We start from the raw sequence: 17,534 nt of genomic DNA, 5'->3' as shown, positions 1-17,534 counted from the left end.
ACGTCGATGAAGTTGACACCATTTGTAATGACGGTTGCGTTATTAGCATCCATTGTCTTAACAGCCGTTTCAATTGAAGCAAAAGAGAAACAAATAGCTGATAAAGCCCCAGTGGCACTTAATAGAAATTGTGCTGTTTGTCTCGTTAAAAGTCAAAAAATAGTCAAAGGGAAACCAGAGCACGCTGTGGTCTATGATGGTCGGACTTATCTGTTTCCTAATGAGGAAATAAAAAAAATGTTCGCAACCGAACCAGAGAAATTTGCTCCTGCATTAAATGGTGATTGCTCTGTCTGTTTCTCTCATCATGACGGTGTTCGTAACCCTGGTAAGGTGGATCATGTGAGTTTTTATCAAGGACGAGCGTTTTTATTCCCCAATCAGCAGATCAAATCGATATTTGATCAATCGCCACAGAAGTACGCTGATGTTGACTTAGCACACAATGGAAAATGTATTGTCTGCAAAATCGATGGAGGAAAAGACGTTCCAGGCAAACCAGAATTCACTGCCATTTACCAAGGTATGCGTTACCAGTTTCCCAGTGAAAGTGTCAAGCAAAAATTCCAGGCCAACCCTGCTAAATACGTATCTCAGAAAGAGGGTGGCCAGAAAACGAGTAGTACAAACGCCATCGGATCTCAATTGGTTTCGATCAATGGCACAACAGGTTGTGCTGCTTGTGAATACGGGGTCCATCCTAAAAAGGACCCCAAAGAGCTAGGACTCGCAATTAAGAGTAACGATGGAAAAGTCTATGTGATCGAAGGAGCACATGCTTCGCATCCTGATCTTTATAAGAGCCGGTTCCAAAGCGTGAAAGTGAGTGTGAAAGGGAAACAAATTGCGAATCACGGCAAGTTTGTCTGGCTCGAGCCACAGTCGATTGAAAAGATTCAGTAACCTACAAAAAAATCAGCCTGCTGACTCAAAACCAACAGGCTGAATTTAGTGATTTTTAGAACTACACCTGGCAGCGACATTGTTCCTCTCCCTTCCAACCTAAGAAGAGGAATTGCTGTCAGGTGTTTTTTGTACTATGGGTGTAAGAGATATCCTGCCGGGTTGGCGGAAAACCGATCTCGCTGATCAGCAGAAGTGAAAAAAACGAGTTTCTCTCGATACACACCACCGACATGCGGATCACCTTCCACTAATTGACTTTTTTCCAATTGTGAAACGCGGCAGTTTCCTTCAAACGCAGGCCAGTATCGATCCGGATTTGAGTCGAACTTCTTTTTGTTCGCTGCGGAAGCAAAACAAACCTTCCGTTGCTTATATTCAGAAGTAAAATTTGGGATACCTTCAACAAGCCGTTGATCATCCAGCATACTCACCAGGCAAACATTCTTGAATGCAAATTGAGAGACCACCTGATTCTGACTCATTTTCTGAATCTTTTCGGTGGTACGAACTGGTACTTTACGTTCATGGTTAACAAGACATACTTTGTTGAGATGCCCTGTCATTTCTCCAGCAGCAACATAGCCAGAAATCTTCTTCACAATTTTTAGTTGAGGCGTAATGATAACAGTCGTTGGTAGCCCTGCTACACCGATGGCTTCAACTAATTCTGTATTTTGGTCAGCATCGACTCGAATCGGAATAAAACAGGAATTGACATGTTTTATCACTTTCTGATTCCGATAAGTCTCTCTCTCCATCTTGTGACAAAACCCACACCAAGATGCTCCAATTTGAATAAGCATGGCTTTTTCTTCAACACGAGCCTGTTGGGCAGCTCGTTTTAAATTGGTTTGCCACTTGATTTCTTCACCCTGAACATACTGGGTGAAAAATGTTATGAGTATGAAGCTGAGTGTTACAGCGATTAAACTTGGTACACGCACAATAAAACCCCTTTTAAAACAGGCCCAGAAGTCCTACACGGTTTTACATATCGGATAGATTTGATGGTTTATTCAATTAACAGGAATGTTCTGGTTCATATTTTTGTAATTGATATGAGACTTGTAACGGTTAGTAAAACATAATGAAAAGTGACCTTCCCATAAACTAGCTAAAACTCCTGAATTAACGCAGGCACGTGCTGAACTCTGAAAGGGTTGACATTCAACAGCGCGACTCACTGAACTCAAAGCCGAAGTACCACCTCGAGTTGCAAATTACTATTTATGATTTTTTGGAGGTAAAACCAGCAAACAATTGATTGACGCAAACCAGTCTGATTTGAAATCGCATGTAATTTTAGTAATGCCTCTTATCGAATCAGAACATACAGCCTTTTCTTCTGAATAAATCAATGACCGTAAATGCAAATTCGATTGGAGCCTTTCTTTCTTACGTCAAATGAAGCAATCAAGTTGATTTTAAAAGGCAAATATCCTGGGCCGTGACATACAAAAAGCATCTCATGTGATTGCTGACATTCTTCTCCAATTAAAATTCTTGTTCTGTTAACAAGAAGAATCAGTGTTGTTTCGGGTACATGTATGATTTGTGCTGCGAAGTGTTTGATTGGAGGTTCTGGATCTTGTCTTACTCATTCCATTGAGAGGCTGTGTGCCTCTACCTTTTATATCGAGATTCGAGCAATACGATCCTGTGAGCTAACACACAACTTCTCAGAATGCTGTTCTGTTGCAGAGATAGTTCTATTATGAAATACGTTAAAACAGCTGAGTTAAGAAAAAATTTGCATCAAAAAAGAAATGGAAATTTTTAGCGAATTCAATCATCCGCCGTTTAAATTTTGCAGAAAATGTGAGATAACTCACAGAACAAAAGAGCAGACCTTTCTACTTTGAGTTCATTGTATGAACTTGCATCACCCCAACATAAAACAATGAGGAAATCCATGAAACGCCCTGAACTCAATCGACGCGATTTTAATCGACTGACATTTGCTGCATTTGGTGGCATGGTAGCAGGCTCAATGACTGGCTGTCAGCAAAAAGCACCAGAGCAACCTGCTGCTTCAGAAACACCAGCTGCTGGTGAAGAAGCTGGTAGTACCACCCGGGATGACAAAGATGATCACGATCATGGTGCTGATGACAAGGATTCCAAAGATGTGAGTCTACTGATGAGTGAACCACATGTCTGTCGTGGTTTAAACACTTGCAAAGGAACCCATGCCGGTGTGGAAAATGATTGTGCTGGTCTCGGAGCTTGTGCCTCTGTTGCAGAACATGCATGTAAAGGCTCCAACGAATGTAAAGGCCAAGGTGGCTGTGCTTCTAACCCTGGCATGAATTCCTGTAAAGGAAAAGGAAGCTGCAGTGTGCCATTGATGCCAGAAGCATGGAAATTGGCCCGTGCTGAATTCGAAAAAGCCATGGAAAAAGCTGGCAAAAAAGTTGGTCCTGCCCCTGCTCCCAAAAAATAAGTTTCGATTTTGCTATAATAAAACAGGCTCCTTGATCAATTTAGTTGGTCTGGAGCCTGCTTTTGTTACAAGCACGCATTAGCAAACTTTTTCGATTCGGATAAGAGTCCCCTTACTGAAAGTCGGAGTGAGGACATATGTTAAAACCACGTCTAGGACACGAAAATTTGGGCTTGGGAGTCGGACTGCGTACCGTACACTTCGCCCATATACTGGAACACCAGCCCGAAGTAGACTGGTTTGAGATCATCTCAGAAAATTTCATGGACTCTGGGGGAAGACCGCGGGCTGTGCTGGAGCAGATCGCAGAACGTTATCCTATTGTGATGCACGGTGTCTCACTTTCAATTGGAAGCACCGATCCTCTCAATCGCGATTACCTGAAAAAACTGAAATCTCTAGCCGAATCAGTGAACGCACACTGGATCTCAGACCACGTCTGTTGGACTGGCGTTGCAGGACGCAATACACATGATCTGCTGCCAATACCTTACAATGAAAGTACACTTTCACATCTCGTTAAACGAATTCGAACTGTTCAGGAAATTTTGGAACGTCCGCTCGTTCTGGAAAATCCTAGTAGTTATCTGGAATTTAAAGACTCAACGATGAGTGAGTCTGAATTTGTTTGCCGGATGGCAGAAGAAGCGGAATGTGGCTTATTGCTCGATGTGAATAATGTGTATGTCTCCAGTGTGAATCATGAATTTGATCCTGTAAAATATATAGAAGCAGTTCCCGCGAAACGAGTTGTACAATGCCACCTGGCAGGACATACCAACTGTGGGACCCACTTAATTGATACACATGACGGCAAGGTAATTGATCCCGTCTGGGAGTTATTTCAGTTATTACACCAGAGAACCGGAGGAGTTTCTACTTTGTTAGAGTGGGATGCCGATATTCCACCATTTCCTGTTGTGCACGAGGAAGTTCTGAAAGCCAAAAATTACATGGATGAGAATTTGAGCTCCTTCGAAAAAGAAAGTACAGAAGAAATGGTTACGAACACAACCTCAAAGGCGATCCCTCACCCGGCATCATTCATTACGGCTGAAGTGGAATGAGCAACGAATCACGCAATCTGGATCAAATTCAACATTGGATGCAAACCGTTATCAGTTGGCCGACTGGTGTCGAAGCTGGCATCGCTTCTGAAGAGGCACAAAGTAAGATTCCATTGGAAAGTAATGAGCTGGAAACAGTGATTACCGCTTCCACCCAACTGACTAGTCTGGAGCGGATGGGTATCTATGCCAATGCGTATTATGCTCGTCTACTGGAATGCTTAAGCGAAGAATTTCCCGCTCTGGTTTGTGCGATGGGAAAAACGGCCTTTGGTGCCTTCTCGATGGAGTTCCTTCAGAAATACCCACCAACCAGTTATACGCTCAGTGAATTGGGAGCTCATTTTCCTCAGTTTTTAAGAGAAACCAAGCCAATTTCCGAGGACGATGAATTCAACTGGACCGACTTTTTGATTGAAATCGCCGTGTTGGAACGTATTTATAGCGAAGTATTTGATGGCCCGGGCATCGAAAGAGTAACGCCACTCACTGCAGAGGCTTTAAATTCGATAGAGCCAGAAGCCTGGCCTGAAGTTTGCCTTCAAATGGCTCCCTGTTTTCGTTTACTCCAATTTCAGTTTCCCGTTCACGAGTATATTTCCAGCGCACGACAGGGAAATTCACCTCCAATTCCAGAACAGCAAATCACCTATCTCGCGATTACACGCAGAAAATTTATTGTCCGTCGGGAATCTGTTTCTCAGTCGGAATACTTCCTGTTATCAAAGCTCAATCAAGGCTTAAAAGTAGGAGATACGATCACTCAATTTGCTGAGTCAGGCCTCATGGAACCAGATCAGTTGGATGCAAAACTCCATGTCTGGTTCAGACACTGGATGGCATCTGGTTTCTTTATTGACGTCTCTCATGCATGAGACCGCTAAATTGCGGAAATTCCTCTTGTTTTAGCTCAATGGTCTGTGTTGATAACAATACCAAATCTTTTCTCCTCAAATTTGTAGAGAGCTCTCGACTTTACTAAGGCTTAGATTCAGTCTCATCTATAAAGAGCTCTATTTTTCATCAAAATCGTGTCTGTTGCGCAATATAGGTAATTTGAGGCATGTGAGAAGAAATTACATGCACTTTTTGTTGCTAATTTAGAGACTTTAGATCGTTGAATCTTTTGATTCAGGCTGCCTTTTCCATTTCAAAGAACCACAGCATAAACCACCAACACTCCCCGCATTGACACAAAATACGCTCGGAATTACAGTCCCGACTTAGAAAATTACTTAGCAGAATGATTTTATTGATTTCTTTATACTTCAAACGAATTGATAAGCACATTGGTTGTCAGGGAGGGCAGCATTTTGAAGGGCATCATAATGTGTTGCGTTGCAATGTTGCCGGCCTTAGAGATCGCAGGATGTACCCAGCAAACATCCTTGCCTCCTGTGACCATTAACGGACCTGCTCAACAACCTCAATATCCAGCTCAGGTTTCCAAACCAGCTCCCAATACGCCGTTGTTTATCACACCACCAACAATGGCACTTGAACCACAAAATCCCTGGAAACCTGAAGTTGAAACACGTGACTGGGAATATATCGTAATTCATCACACCGCTTCATCAACTGGAAGCGTTGAAAGTATTCACGAGCTTCATAGCAAGAAAAAAGATAAGTCCGGCAATGCTTGGCTGGGCATCGGCTATCACTTCGTCATTGGAAATGGGAACGGCATGCCCGATGGTGCAATTGAATCGACATTCCGCTGGCGCGAGCAGATGCATGGTGCGCATGCCGGAAATAATGAATACAATCAGAAAGGGATTGGCGTTTGTCTGGTAGGAAATTTCGAAAATGAACCTCCTACGGAAGCACAATTGGCAGCCGTTAAGAAACTGGTTGGAGTTCTAAAAACCGAATATCACATTTCCAGTGAAAACGTACAAGGGCACCGCGATGTCAAAGCAACAGCCTGTCCCGGAAAATACTTCCCCATGAGCGAAGTGGCTGCTGCCGTTGATCTCCCTGTATATGGATCCATTCCACCAAAAACCCCAAATCCACACACAAAAGTTCAACTTGCTCAGGAATAAACTACTGTTACTCCCCCACATTTAAGACTCCTCTACACTGACTTACTGAAAGTAAAATGACAATGGATTATGCGCAACGTCTTAAATGGATTAAATATGTGTTCAATGGAGAGAGAGTCGCATTCACGCCTCCTCTTCCTGTAGACAGAATGTCTGAAAATGACAATCAGTCGAATGTGGTAGTCAGGTTACCGATTAAGCATGTCGCCCTGTTTCGTCCAGAACATTACGAGCCTGGATATGCCTACCCTTTAGTCATCTGGTTACATCCTGATGGCGGTTCTGAACAGGATCTGCATGAAATCATGCCGCAAATCAGTTTCCGAAATTATTTAGGGCTCTCATTTCGTGCCCCCGCAGTTGACCCTGCTGCACCCACTAATGGCTATCACTGGCCCGACAGTCACCTGTTTGTGAAGCAGTTTGGTAAGCATGTCCAAAACACAGTCCGCGAACTGCAAAAAATTCTTAACATCCACACAGGACGAATTTATCTGGCTGGAACTGGCACAGGCTGTTCTGTCGCCACAAAACTACTCATAGGAGCCCCCCATTTCTATACAGGAGCGGCTTTACTCAATGGGCAGTTCAATAAAAGTGATTTCCGAAGCGAGGCTCCTTGTAACTTGAAAGGGAATCGGATTCTTCTCGACCAAAATATCACTCACAATTCCAAGGACCAATTTTCGCCCCAGAGAGTTACTCGTATGTGGGAAACAACGGGTGCGGAAACTCATCTCCTGAATTCTTTTCAGCCTGATCTAAACGACAAAACGGTTTTGCTGACGTTTTTGAATCGTTGGATTATGGAAGGAATCTCTACAGCCCGACTCGTTTAGACAGCTTCAAACGTTATCCTCTATAATCTCTATTCGATAAATTTGTACAGTTTTAATTGAGACGATTAATCGGTTTGTGCAGAATTATCCTGTTGTAGCACCCTCGATCAGGTCGATGAATAAAGCGGAATACTGAATCTCTCAGGATTCCTTTCGTACAAAATCAATCTCAACCTATCCCGGGTTGATTCCTTTATTCTACTGACTGGCAAGGAGAGAACTATGATGGTGCGGCGTCTCATGCTCGCAGGTTTGTTCCTGTTTGTGGTTGGGTTGGCCACGTCTACTTTTTCATCTTCTGATGCAATGGCAGCTGGTCGAGGACAACCCGCAGACTGGAAACGATTTTACTATTATCCCTATGTCTATTATCCCCAAAACTTCCAAAGACCACAGGGGAGCTATGACAACCTGTATTATCGCTATCCGGAAAGTATGAGAATTCCGGTTTACAATCAGAACTGGCATAATTTTTATCCCAGTGATCGACCTTATCACAAAGGAAATCACTTTAAGCTCGATGTTTTCTAAAGTCCGTCACTTGGATGATTTGACCTTTCCGGTGAAAGACACATAATCGGTTAAATGACTTCGGGCCGAAATTTTTGCCATACTCTCTTCTGAAAGTATGTCACCATTTGAGCGCTAGTTGTATTTTTTACAACAAAAAAGCCTGCGATTTAGTCGCAGGCTTTTTATTTTTGTAAGCGTAAATCATGATTCCCCCCTCATTTCTCCTTTTCAGCGTAGAGGGTGCGCTTCTAAAATCAAAGATTCAAGAAGAAATCGGAATTTGAGAAACTGAATTCGCAGAGACAGCGATTCAGAGTTTCATAATTATCGTACGACCAACTAAACCTGGTAATATAGCCTGACCTCATCAATGTCCAACGAAAAAACCGAAGGTTTGATTATTCGACTGGCCGACTTTAGTGAGTCCAGCAAAGTCATTACCTGGTTCACCAGGGACTTTGGAAAAATTACGTCGTTGGCAAAAGGTGCAAAAAGATTAAAAAGCTCGTTCGAGGCTGCTATTGACTTGTTAGCCACATGTCGGATAGTCTTCATCCGAAAATCCTCCGGTGGTCTCGATCTTTTGACCGAAGCCCAACTGGTGAATCGTTTTCGTCCTTATCCTGGAAATCTTTCCAACTTGTATGTGGGGTATTACATTGCGGAGTTATTAGACGCTCTCACTGAGGAATATGATCCACATCCAGAGCTGTTTGATGCAGCATGTGTCGTATTACAACACTTGCAAGAACATGATGATTATCAGAAATCGTTAATTATTTTTGAGTTAACTATATTAGAAGAGATCGGCCAGCTTCCTCAGTTCCAGTACTGTACCGGCTGCAGTCAAGAACTGGGACAATTGGAATCGTATCTCTATGACGCAAATAACGGGGGCTTGTATTGCCAGCATTGCGAGCAACAGCGACACGGAAAAGTCCGGGTTTCCCGTGGTACAATTACAATCTTACAAAAACTAACAGTCGAGAATACACTACTTTCCCAGCGATTGAACTTATCACTCCAGCAACAACGAGAGATCAGACAATTGCTATCAACAACCATGTCTCATATCCTGGGTCGTCGTCCTAAAATGGCACCCTACCTGCAACTATAAACAAACAATTCATTTCCCTCTGGTGGAAGTCAGGGATGACGACCATGTCCATATACCAATTAAATTACCTATTTCGATGCGTGCAGCCTGCAATACGCCTTTGTGTTGCACTCATGCTATGTGGGTTGATCTCTGGCTGTACGATGTTTGGTGATCGATCCTCCGATTTCGCAGCCTGGAAACCTCCCTGGTCCAAAAAAAGTGCAACTGATAATCCTTCGATTGATGGAATTCGCGGTCCAATGCAACGAGTGATGCAGACCGCACTCTGGAAAAAGAAAAAAGATTCAACATTCATCGAGCCGGCATTAGGCGCACGAGAATTCAAGCTGGCAAACGAAAAATTCCAGGCAAAGGAATATAAGGCGGCTGAGAAAGAATTCAAAGCCATTGTGAAGAAATACAAAAATGATCCGATCCGAGAGGATGCCCAGTTCATGGTGGCAGAATCTCAGTTTGCACAAAAAAAATACTCATGGGCACAAGATGGATATGATCAACTTTTGATTGATTTTCCTTCCACACGCCACTTAGACCAAACCACAAAACGATTGTTTCATATCGCCCGATACTGGTTGCAGGAACCATCGATCGTTACTGGTAACGATATTCAACAGGTCAATTTAGAAGATCCTGGTTCAGAAACTCCTGAAATTCCCAGTGATGGCAAACAAAGAGAATCACGCTGGGCTCTGGTTCCTAATTTCTTTGATCGTACGCGTCCCGTGTTCGATACAGAGAACCGCGCATTGGAAGCACTCAAATCCATTTGGCTCCATGATCCGACAGGTCCTCTCGCTGATGATTCATTAATGCTTACCGCCAGCTATTATCTGAAAAAAGGGCGTTATATGGACGCCGACCGTACGTTTAGTCTACTACGTGAAGAATATCCCAAAAGTCCTCATCTTAAAGATGCGTTCATGCTGGGAACCCACGTGAAACTGATGTCGTACCAGGGTCCTCAATATGATTCTACCGTTTTGAATGATGCAGGTGAGCTCAAAGAGACAACTCTCCGTCTCTTTCCTGAATCAGAACGAGCAAGACTCAAAGAAGAGTTGAAAAAAATTGAAAAAGCGAAGGCAAAGCGAGATTGGGAAACGGTTCAATATTGGATGCGTCGAGGTAAGCCAAAGTCAGCCGCCATTTATTGCAACTTACTGATCGAAAAGTATCCGACTTCCAGCTTTGCTAACGAGGCCCGTGAGTTATTGTCAGAACTTGGTGAGGAAAATACCAACCACCTCTGGGCGAACTACGCAACACCAAAGAAAATGGTTCAACAGCAGCCAGAACCTAAAAGATCACTTGTACCAAGCTTACCTTCATTTGGAAATACGCCGCCCACTCCACCAAAGTCAGCTAGAGCTCCTGCAACAAATCAGGAACTGGAACCACCGGCTCGTTTGAGATTAGATGAGCTTGACGAGCCAATCAGGAGAATTCCCATCGAAGAAGATTCGAAACCAGCAAAAATAAAACTCTAATCACTTATCATTTCTTGGCGGAATGTCTGTTATCTATCGAAAATATTTATGAAACGTTTTGTGCTCAATTTGTTGCTGCTATCTCTGCTGTCAATCGATCTGACAGGCTGTGGGTATACAGTAGGCAATTCTTATCAGCCTGACGTACAAACGGTTTATGTACCAATTTTTGAAAATAAGACGTTTCGCCGAGGATTTGAATACCAGTTAACGGAAGCCGTTCAGCAAAAAATTCAGTCACGCACGCCATTTCGACTGGCAAAAGGGGCTGAAGCTGATACTCGACTTACGGGTACGATTAAACAAATTAACAAAAGTGTCTTAGGCACAACTCAATTTGATGATCCTCGCAACTTAAATTTACAATTTGTCGTTGAGGTAACCTGGGAAGATATGCGAAGTGGTAAAATTTTATCGCAGCAACAAGTTCCGATCACTGCTGATGTTGTATCATTGGTCTCGGCAGCCTCCTTTGCCCCGGAAGTGGGGCAATCTCTGGCTACCGCGACTAAGACTGCTACCGATAGTTTGGCCAATCAAATTGTTCAATTAATGGAAATGCCCTGGTAATTAGATTTACAAAAATGGATAGTCAGAAATTACGATAACTGCTACACTCCGACCGTATTTGGTCGCACATCATTTCAGAAATCACAGCCACGAAATTCACCCCCACACTTACTAGAAAACCTATCTTCTTCAATAGCACGGATTGCTAATAGATATCGGGCCACTCGCCAGTTTCACTGGCACGCCGATCAGCCAGACCGGCAATTCAGGGAAGGATTTGGATAACAAAATGAAGTCGAAACTTGTTTTACATCAAAGTGCTCTTATTTTTACCTGTTGTACTACATTGATTCTGTTACTGATGAACAATGAATTGTTGGCACAACGTAAACAACGTCCTAATCCAGCCAATGCCGTTCTTAAGATAGAACCATTACCGCCTGAACTGGAGCAAATTCTAAAACAATGGGAAACCGAATCGAAGAAGATTCAAAAACTGCAAGGAAATCATGTACGCCTCTGGTATGACGACGTCTTTCAGTTAGAAAAGAGATCCGAAGGCAAATTTTATTATGAGCACCCCGATAAAGGTGCGATCGAGATTACGGGGATGGAGATTAAAAAAGGCCAGGTCAGTGATAAACGCAATGCGCAAGGCAAACCTTTTCAACTGAAACCAGGAGAAGATGAGCGCTGGGTCTGTGATGGAAAACGTATCTTTTCAATTGATGAAGAAAAAAAAACGTATGAAGTCTTTCCTATTCCCCTCAATCGACGTGGTGCCAACATTATGGAAGGACCGTTGCCTTTTCTATTTGGAATGCCGGCAGCAACTGCCAAAAAACGATACTTTTTAAAACTTCTCGTGAATACGCCACAACAGATCATCATTGCTGTGAAACCTCGGCGGCCCGCTGATGCCGCCAATTACAGTGAAGCAAAAGTCTTACTCAACCCGAAGACTTATATACCAGGTGCGGTGCAACTGATTCACCCTGGTGGAAACCAGTCGACAGTCTATCGATTTAAGGATGTCGTCGCGAATAAAAATCGAGGATTCATTGACGGTATATTAGGCAGAGACAAAGATCCCTTTCGTCCCGACCTTGATGACTATCAACTGCAGGGCAAAGTCATCGCAGCGGCTGAAAACAAGAATGTTCAAAAGCCAGTTCAGCAAATGGCGGCATTTAAAGTGCCTTCTATGATTGGGAGGGACTACAAATCCGCACAAAAAATGTTGAAACAAATGGGATTTGACTCAAAGGTTCATGCAGGCCAACCTGCAAATGAAGCTAAGAAAATCTATCATGTCTATGAGCAACTGCCTAAACCAGGTAGTCCAGCCCAAAAAGGTGACTTAATTCATCTCAGGCTATATACAGACCCGAAATCAGCCAATAAATAAGACATTTATAACAGTTTAGAGAAAGCGTTAAGGCCCTTTGAAAAACTTTCAGAGGGCCTTAATTATTACGGGCACGTATCGCACGTTGGATATCCATACGAGCTGAATCTTTTTTCAGTTTCTCACGTTTGTCGTGCAGTTTGCGTCCTTTGGCGATTCCCAGCTTCACTTTGACCAAACCACGTGTGAAGTAAACCGTTAGTGGTATGAGCGTCAAACTGGTATGTTCGCCACGCTCTGCAAATTTCTTGATTTCGGCTTTTTTCATCAACAACTTGCGAGGCCGTCTGGTCTGGTGATTCATCGTATTGGCTTGTGGATAGAGGGCAATATCACAATTGTATAACCAGACTTCACCATCTTTCATGCGAGCAAATGCTTCTTCAATCGAAATCTTGTTCGCGCGAATACTTTTGACTTCGCTACCTGCCAGAACAATTCCACAGTCAAGTGTATCCAGGATTTCATAGTTATGACGCGCTTTACGGTTCTGGCAAACGGTCCTCGAGTTGGGATCTTCTTTCGAAGCACTCTTTTTCCCTTTTTTACCCATGACTCAAAACCTCACGCGCCTAAAAAACATCAAGCAGACGATGACCCGTTGATTTCTATGAATGATAAACAGAAATTGCTTGCACTTAAAACAACGTTGCTTCAAGTCAAATGGCGACACATTGACTTGGGGAAAGGTTCAGTATCGAAATCGCTAGTGATTATCTGGTCGTACCTGAACCTGTAGCGCTCCCAGCATACGAGTGATTTGTTTTTCCTTACGGGAAATGAATGGGACGTTGTCAAGTACGATTGCCCGAGGCTCATTCCTGGGATGTAATACCAATCGACCTGATCGCAACAGAAGATACTCAAAGATATCGCTAATCTCCTTATCAATTTTCAAATTCGGTGCGGCAAATCGCTCCAGATCACTCAAGAAACCGTGGTGATGGAGCAACTCGTTCCCTTTCACTTCCCAGTAATCAAAACGAACACTGATCGCCACACCAATGAAAATCAAACCCAGTATGCCGGCAAACAGCCAATACATTTGGGAATTAGCCCAGGGCCGTAATCCTTTCAGAAGACCAGTAATCGTAGGAACGATATCAGGATTGAACCGCAACAGCATCCAAGCCCCCATAAAGAGCGCCGCTCCCAGAAAGAAAAGAGTCAACGAGGTGGTTCGTGGGAAATCGAAAGCAAGAACTGTCAGGTTTAAGCCGAAGACTCCCAGAAAGATCAGCGACATCACTTCGGCCATGTGCTCTCGATTGCCACCAATCTGCGCAGACTCACCAGCAATCGACATGAAAATCGCCACGACAACTGCGACAAGGAATGTGGGATAGAGAAATACAATTTTGGGATACGAAATTAAATAGATGCTGGAAGGAGGCGCATCTTCTTGTGAACGTTGGTCTTTTTCCAAATCACCACCACTTTTGGAATCATCGGCCATGATCGAATCCCTTATCTGTAATCGCTGGTTCAATTAACTGCTTACAAAGCACAACATGGTCTCTCATAATGAATCTGCGTTATGTTAAACGCAATTGCCTCTCAATCGGATCATAAAACCAGCCATAACTTACGAAAATTCCAGTCTTTGGTCCTATCTGATCTGAATGGCAATGGTAGACGTGATCAAATAGGACTTCAAGGCTTACATTCGTCTGGAAAGTCATAGCCATTGCTAAACTTAGTCTCAACGCTTGAGCCTACCAAATTACACCCTGATACCAATTGAAATCGTTACTAATTTTACGGACTAGCACAATTATGAGTGAAACTTGTCCTATTTTGTATAAAATATACAAAGAAAGATATATATAATATATAAAAATTAGAAGTACGGACTTACCACACTTTCAATTCGTTGGTACATATTTAGGTATGATACGATGGAATTCTAAAACAATTTGTTGCAGGTTTGTTTTTGGAACCTTGTTATGGGGCGTCTTCTCTCCGCAATGCCTCACCGGAGCTGAAAACGTTGATTACCTGAAGGAGATCAAACCGATCTTTGCAGAGAAGTGCTATGCATGCCATAGTGCCCTCAAGCAGGAAGCAGAACTGCGTTTGGAAACACGTGAGCTTATGCTGAATGGGGGCGATAGCGGCGCAGTCCTTCACCCCAGCAAACCAGACCAGAGCCTGCTCTTACAACGTATCATGGCTCAAGAAGACGAGCAGATGCCGCCTCCCGAAGAAGGTTCCAGGCTCTCTGCGCATGAAATCGCCTTGATCAAAACCTGGATCGCACAGGGAGCCAAAACTCCTCAGGAAGAAATTCCCGGTAGCCCTAAAGATCATTGGTCTTTTCAACCACCTGTTAAAACAAAAGTGCCTCAAACTCACTCTGGTAATAACTCTCAAAATCCAATTGATGCTTTCCTGGAACAACAACGGAAACAAAAAAAATTAATCACCGTAGCCCCAGCAGGCAAACGAGTGTTATTACGTCGTGTCTATCTCGATCTGATTGGGCTACCACCCACAGAAGATGAGATACAAAATTTTGTGAACGACTCGTGCTACGATGCCTATGAAAAAGTCGTTCAAAAATTATTAGCGAGCCCACAATATGGTGAACGTTGGGGCCGACACTGGATGGATATCTGGAGATATACAGACTGGTATGGACTGGGAAAGCAATTGCGATACAGTCAAAAACATATCTGGCATTGGCGCGATTGGATCATTGAATCATTAAATCACGATAGCAGTTATGCAGAGATGGTTCAGGACATGCTCGCTGCAGATGAACTCAAGCCAACGGATCACCAGGCACTACGCGCCACCGGCTTTCTGGCGCGGCATTATTATTTATTCAATCGAACAACCTGGTTGGACAGTACTCTGGAACATACATCAAAGGCATTCCTGGGACTTACGATGAATTGTGCCAAATGCCATGATCATAAATATGATCCGCTAACCAACTTAGATTATTACCAAATGAGAGCCATTTTTGAACCATATCAGGTACGTCTCGACGCACTGCCCGGAGAAACCGATCTGGAAAAAAACGGCCTGCCTCGTGTTTTCGATGCGCACACTGATGCAAAAACCTATGTGCATATTCGTGGAAATGAAAAAGCCCCAGATAAGACTCGAGAACTCAAACCAGGGACTCCGGAGATCTTCACTTTCAATTCATTTCAAGTCACACCAGTCAACTTACCGGCAGAAGCACATAATCCAGCATTACAGGATTTTGTTCTAAAGGATCAACTTAAAGCTGCGGAAGTAAAAATCTCTGTTGCGCAGAAAGCAGTTCAGCAAACAAAACAACAACTGGCAGAGTTAGAGAAAAACTCTAAAACGAATCTTGTCCAACAGAAGTCTCAGGAAAAAGAAAAGCTTTTTCTGGCTGACGATTTTACTAAGGCCAATTCAAAACAATGGGCCATGGGCCCTGGTCAGTGGGCCTATCAAAATGGGAAACTCGTCCAAACCAAAACCGGATATGGCCGAGCCTATTTGCGTTCGAAAGCAAATCATCCGCTGAACTTTAAAGCCAAATTGAAATTCAAGACCACTGGCGGTGATAAATGGCGTTCAGTCGGGCTCGCCTTTGATGTCAATGGTCAGCGGGAAAAGATGATCTATCTCAGCGCCGTTAAGCCAGGCTCAAAGCTTCAGATCTCATACAATGAAGGATCACGGTCTATTTATCCTGCAGAAGCACGGCATGGATGCGCTGTGAATCTGAACGAGCTTTATGAACTCGAAATTAAAGTGCGCGACCAACTGGTAAACGTCTCACTGAATGGAGAGCATGCTATTTCCTACAAGCTGCCGTTACAGAGGGAGTCTGGAAAAATGGACCTGCTGACATTTGACGCCTCTGCAGAATTCGAAAAGATCCATATCAGCTCACTTCCAGCCAATGAAAAATTAATCGATGGTAAAGATTCTAAAACACCATCATTAAAACTGGCGAAAGCAAAATCGACAACTGCTGAGATTTCGTTGAGAGTCGCTCAGCTTTATAAAAAGAGTCTGATGGCTGCCTATACCGCTGATAAGGCCCCCTATTCGAACCTATCAGAGACTGACCAAACTAATTTAAGACGAGTTGCTGCTCTGGCCGCCAGAAAGTATGAGTTAGCTTTGGCCGAGCAAAAACTTGCTCAGACACAGGAAAAAAGAGAGTCAACCACAGGCGAAGCAGCGAAAAAAATTGATAAAGAGCTCACAACTGCCAAAAAACAACTCGAAACAGCAAAGCAAGCGGTTAATAAGCCGGGCGAAAAGTATACGCCAGTCCGTGCTTCGCTTAAAGCACTTGAAGGCCCTGCGGAAAAGGAGGCATCCCGATTTCAACCTTATCCCACAACCAGCACCGGACGTCGCACGGCGTTTGCGAGCTGGATTACTGATCGCAATAATCCGTTAACGGCACGAGTCGCCGTGAACCATATTTGGTTAAGGCACTTTGGTCAGCCACTGGTAGAAGAGGTGACTGACTTTGGCCTGCGTTCCAAACAACCACTTCAGCACGAATTACTGGACTGGCTCGCAGTTGACTTCATGGAACACAACTGGAGCATGAAACATCTGCATGAACTGATGATCACATCAAAAGCCTATCAACTCAGCAGTTCAACAATTGGCGCGGATCCCCGAACCCTGGAACAGGATCTAAAGAATCAATATTACTGGCTGCGGAATACCGTACGTATGGAATCAGAAGTCATACGCGACAGTCTGCTTTACCTGGCTGGAGAACTGGATCTGACTCAAGGAGGTCCGACCATCGATCCGGATAAAAACCCTGAAAGTAAGCGACGCAGTTTATATTTCACAACTTCACGTGATGCTCAGAATAAATTTCTCAGTATGTTTGATGCCGCTGATATTTTTGCATGCTATCGTCGAAATCAAAGTGTCATACCTCAACAGGCATTGGCACTAGCCAATAGCAAAGTCTCACTACAAATGGCTCGTAAAATTACAGAGCAAATTCAAACAAAGCATCCTGATATCAATAATCAGAAATTTATCAGGTTCGCCTATGAGAAAATTCTATGTGTAGAGCCAACCCCGCAGGAATCGGCTCTTTGCTTGAAAGCTTTAGCTGAAACAGAGTCGGTATTAAAATCAACTAAAAATCAAAATCCGACTTGGCGTTCGCGTGAAAATCTGGTTCATGCCTTACTCAACCATAACGATTTCATCACGATTCGATGAAGG

General features: G+C 43.5%; 15 protein-coding genes. 12 read left to right on the top strand and 3 right to left on the bottom strand.

The genetic code is table 11. The features are described 5' to 3' along the window. Nucleotides 1-6 precede the first annotated feature (6 nt). Nucleotides 7-903, top strand: a complete 897-nt coding sequence (locus V144x_RS04475) for an eL24 family ribosomal protein (protein ID WP_144981998.1) — start codon at nucleotides 7-9, stop codon at nucleotides 901-903. A gap of 134 nt (nucleotides 904-1,037) precedes the next feature. Here the strand turns inward: V144x_RS04475 and V144x_RS04470 are convergent, their stop codons facing one another. Further along, nucleotides 1,038-1,850 carry a DUF255 domain-containing protein gene (locus V144x_RS04470; RefSeq protein ID WP_197998753.1) on the bottom strand — a complete coding sequence of 271 codons (813 nt, stop codon included), beginning with the start codon at nucleotides 1,848-1,850 and terminating at the stop codon, nucleotides 1,038-1,040. A 968-nt stretch (nucleotides 1,851-2,818) separates the two neighbouring features. Here V144x_RS04470 and V144x_RS04465 point away from each other — a divergent pair. The 10 genes from V144x_RS04465 (at nucleotide 2,819) to V144x_RS04420 (ending at nucleotide 12,338) form a co-directional block, all read left to right on the top strand. After that, nucleotides 2,819-3,349 (top strand): hypothetical protein, encoded by a 531-nt coding sequence (locus V144x_RS04465; RefSeq protein WP_144981992.1) that lies wholly within the window; start codon nucleotides 2,819-2,821, stop codon nucleotides 3,347-3,349. 137 nt (nucleotides 3,350-3,486) lie between these two features. Further along, entirely contained in the window at nucleotides 3,487-4,416 is a 930-nt protein-coding gene (gene bufB / locus V144x_RS04460) for an MNIO family bufferin maturase (protein ID WP_144981989.1), read from the top strand. Continuing rightward, nucleotides 4,413-5,291, top strand: coding sequence for an HvfC/BufC family peptide modification chaperone (locus tag V144x_RS04455; protein WP_144981986.1), 879 nt, complete (start codon nucleotides 4,413-4,415; stop codon nucleotides 5,289-5,291). Before bufB ends, V144x_RS04455 begins: the two co-directional genes overlap by 4 nt. Before the next feature lie 453 nt (nucleotides 5,292-5,744). Continuing rightward, a complete protein-coding gene (locus V144x_RS04450) occupies nucleotides 5,745-6,461 on the top strand; it encodes a peptidoglycan recognition protein family protein (protein WP_232102712.1) in 717 nt (238 codons plus the stop codon). 56 nt (nucleotides 6,462-6,517) lie between these two features. Next, a complete protein-coding gene (locus V144x_RS04445; protein ID WP_144981983.1) occupies nucleotides 6,518-7,300 on the top strand; it encodes an alpha/beta hydrolase in 783 nt (260 codons plus the stop codon). A 222-nt stretch (nucleotides 7,301-7,522) separates the two neighbouring features. Then, nucleotides 7,523-7,831 (top strand): hypothetical protein, encoded by a 309-nt coding sequence (locus tag V144x_RS04440; protein ID WP_232098909.1) that lies wholly within the window; start codon nucleotides 7,523-7,525, stop codon nucleotides 7,829-7,831. 352 nt (nucleotides 7,832-8,183) lie between these two features. After that, nucleotides 8,184-8,930 carry a DNA repair protein RecO gene (gene recO / locus V144x_RS04435; RefSeq protein WP_144981980.1) on the top strand — a complete coding sequence of 249 codons (747 nt, stop codon included), beginning with the start codon at nucleotides 8,184-8,186 and terminating at the stop codon, nucleotides 8,928-8,930. Nucleotides 8,931-8,974: 44 nt separating this feature from the next. Then, complete coding sequence (bamD, locus tag V144x_RS04430) at nucleotides 8,975-10,420, top strand: outer membrane protein assembly factor BamD (protein WP_197998752.1); 1,446 nt, start codon at nucleotides 8,975-8,977, stop codon at nucleotides 10,418-10,420. Between the two features lie 48 nt (nucleotides 10,421-10,468). Further along, entirely contained in the window at nucleotides 10,469-10,990 is a 522-nt protein-coding gene (gene lptE / locus V144x_RS04425) for an LPS assembly lipoprotein LptE (RefSeq protein ID WP_144981974.1), read from the top strand. A gap of 229 nt (nucleotides 10,991-11,219) precedes the next feature. Continuing rightward, nucleotides 11,220-12,338, top strand: a complete 1,119-nt coding sequence (locus V144x_RS04420) for a PASTA domain-containing protein (protein ID WP_144981971.1) — start codon at nucleotides 11,220-11,222, stop codon at nucleotides 12,336-12,338. A gap of 58 nt (nucleotides 12,339-12,396) precedes the next feature. On the opposite strand, the gene smpB is transcribed toward V144x_RS04420, so the two are convergent. Together smpB and V144x_RS04410 are read right to left on the bottom strand one after the other, a co-directional pair. Beyond that, entirely contained in the window at nucleotides 12,397-12,891 is a 495-nt protein-coding gene (gene smpB / locus V144x_RS04415) for an SsrA-binding protein SmpB (protein WP_144981968.1), read from the bottom strand. A gap of 153 nt (nucleotides 12,892-13,044) precedes the next feature. After that, nucleotides 13,045-13,794, bottom strand: a complete 750-nt coding sequence (locus tag V144x_RS04410; protein ID WP_232102711.1) for a hypothetical protein — start codon at nucleotides 13,792-13,794, stop codon at nucleotides 13,045-13,047. A gap of 434 nt (nucleotides 13,795-14,228) precedes the next feature. Here V144x_RS04410 and V144x_RS04405 point away from each other — a divergent pair, with 434 nt between their 5' ends. Continuing rightward, nucleotides 14,229-17,531 carry a PSD1 and planctomycete cytochrome C domain-containing protein gene (locus V144x_RS04405; protein ID WP_144981965.1) on the top strand — a complete coding sequence of 1,101 codons (3,303 nt, stop codon included), beginning with the start codon at nucleotides 14,229-14,231 and terminating at the stop codon, nucleotides 17,529-17,531. Nucleotides 17,532-17,534 lie beyond the last annotated feature (3 nt).

Origin of the sequence: Gimesia aquarii, from assembly GCF_007748195.1 — a bacterium.
GTDB classification, from domain to species: domain Bacteria; phylum Planctomycetota; class Planctomycetia; order Planctomycetales; family Planctomycetaceae; genus Gimesia; species Gimesia aquarii.
The sequence above is the reverse complement of the archived record's forward strand: the minus strand, read 5'-3'. Positions and strand labels throughout refer to the sequence as shown.

Excerpts from the sequence above, each read along its gene's own strand:
- V144x_RS04445 (WP_144981983.1), top strand. The coding sequence starts at position 6,518 with ATGACAATGGATTATGCGCAACGTCTTAAATGGATTAAATATGTGTTC.
- V144x_RS04450 (WP_232102712.1), top strand. The coding sequence starts at position 5,745 with ATGTGTTGCGTTGCAATGTTGCCGGCCTTAGAGATCGCAGGATGTACC.
- smpB (WP_144981968.1), bottom strand. The coding sequence starts at position 12,891 with ATGGGTAAAAAAGGGAAAAAGAGTGCTTCGAAAGAAGATCCCAACTCG.
- recO (WP_144981980.1), top strand. The coding sequence starts at position 8,184 with ATGTCCAACGAAAAAACCGAAGGTTTGATTATTCGACTGGCCGACTTT.
- V144x_RS04440 (WP_232098909.1), top strand. The coding sequence starts at position 7,523 with ATGATGGTGCGGCGTCTCATGCTCGCAGGTTTGTTCCTGTTTGTGGTT.
- V144x_RS04420 (WP_144981971.1), top strand. The coding sequence starts at position 11,220 with ATGAAGTCGAAACTTGTTTTACATCAAAGTGCTCTTATTTTTACCTGT.
- lptE (WP_144981974.1), top strand. The coding sequence starts at position 10,469 with ATGAAACGTTTTGTGCTCAATTTGTTGCTGCTATCTCTGCTGTCAATC.
- bamD (WP_197998752.1), top strand. The coding sequence starts at position 8,975 with ATGTCCATATACCAATTAAATTACCTATTTCGATGCGTGCAGCCTGCA.
- V144x_RS04405 (WP_144981965.1), top strand. The coding sequence starts at position 14,229 with ATGATACGATGGAATTCTAAAACAATTTGTTGCAGGTTTGTTTTTGGA.
- V144x_RS04475 (WP_144981998.1), top strand. The coding sequence starts at position 7 with ATGAAGTTGACACCATTTGTAATGACGGTTGCGTTATTAGCATCCATT.
- V144x_RS04465 (WP_144981992.1), top strand. The coding sequence starts at position 2,819 with ATGAAACGCCCTGAACTCAATCGACGCGATTTTAATCGACTGACATTT.
- V144x_RS04455 (WP_144981986.1), top strand. The coding sequence starts at position 4,413 with ATGAGCAACGAATCACGCAATCTGGATCAAATTCAACATTGGATGCAA.
- V144x_RS04410 (WP_232102711.1), bottom strand. The coding sequence starts at position 13,794 with ATGGCCGATGATTCCAAAAGTGGTGGTGATTTGGAAAAAGACCAACGT.
- bufB (WP_144981989.1), top strand. The coding sequence starts at position 3,487 with ATGTTAAAACCACGTCTAGGACACGAAAATTTGGGCTTGGGAGTCGGA.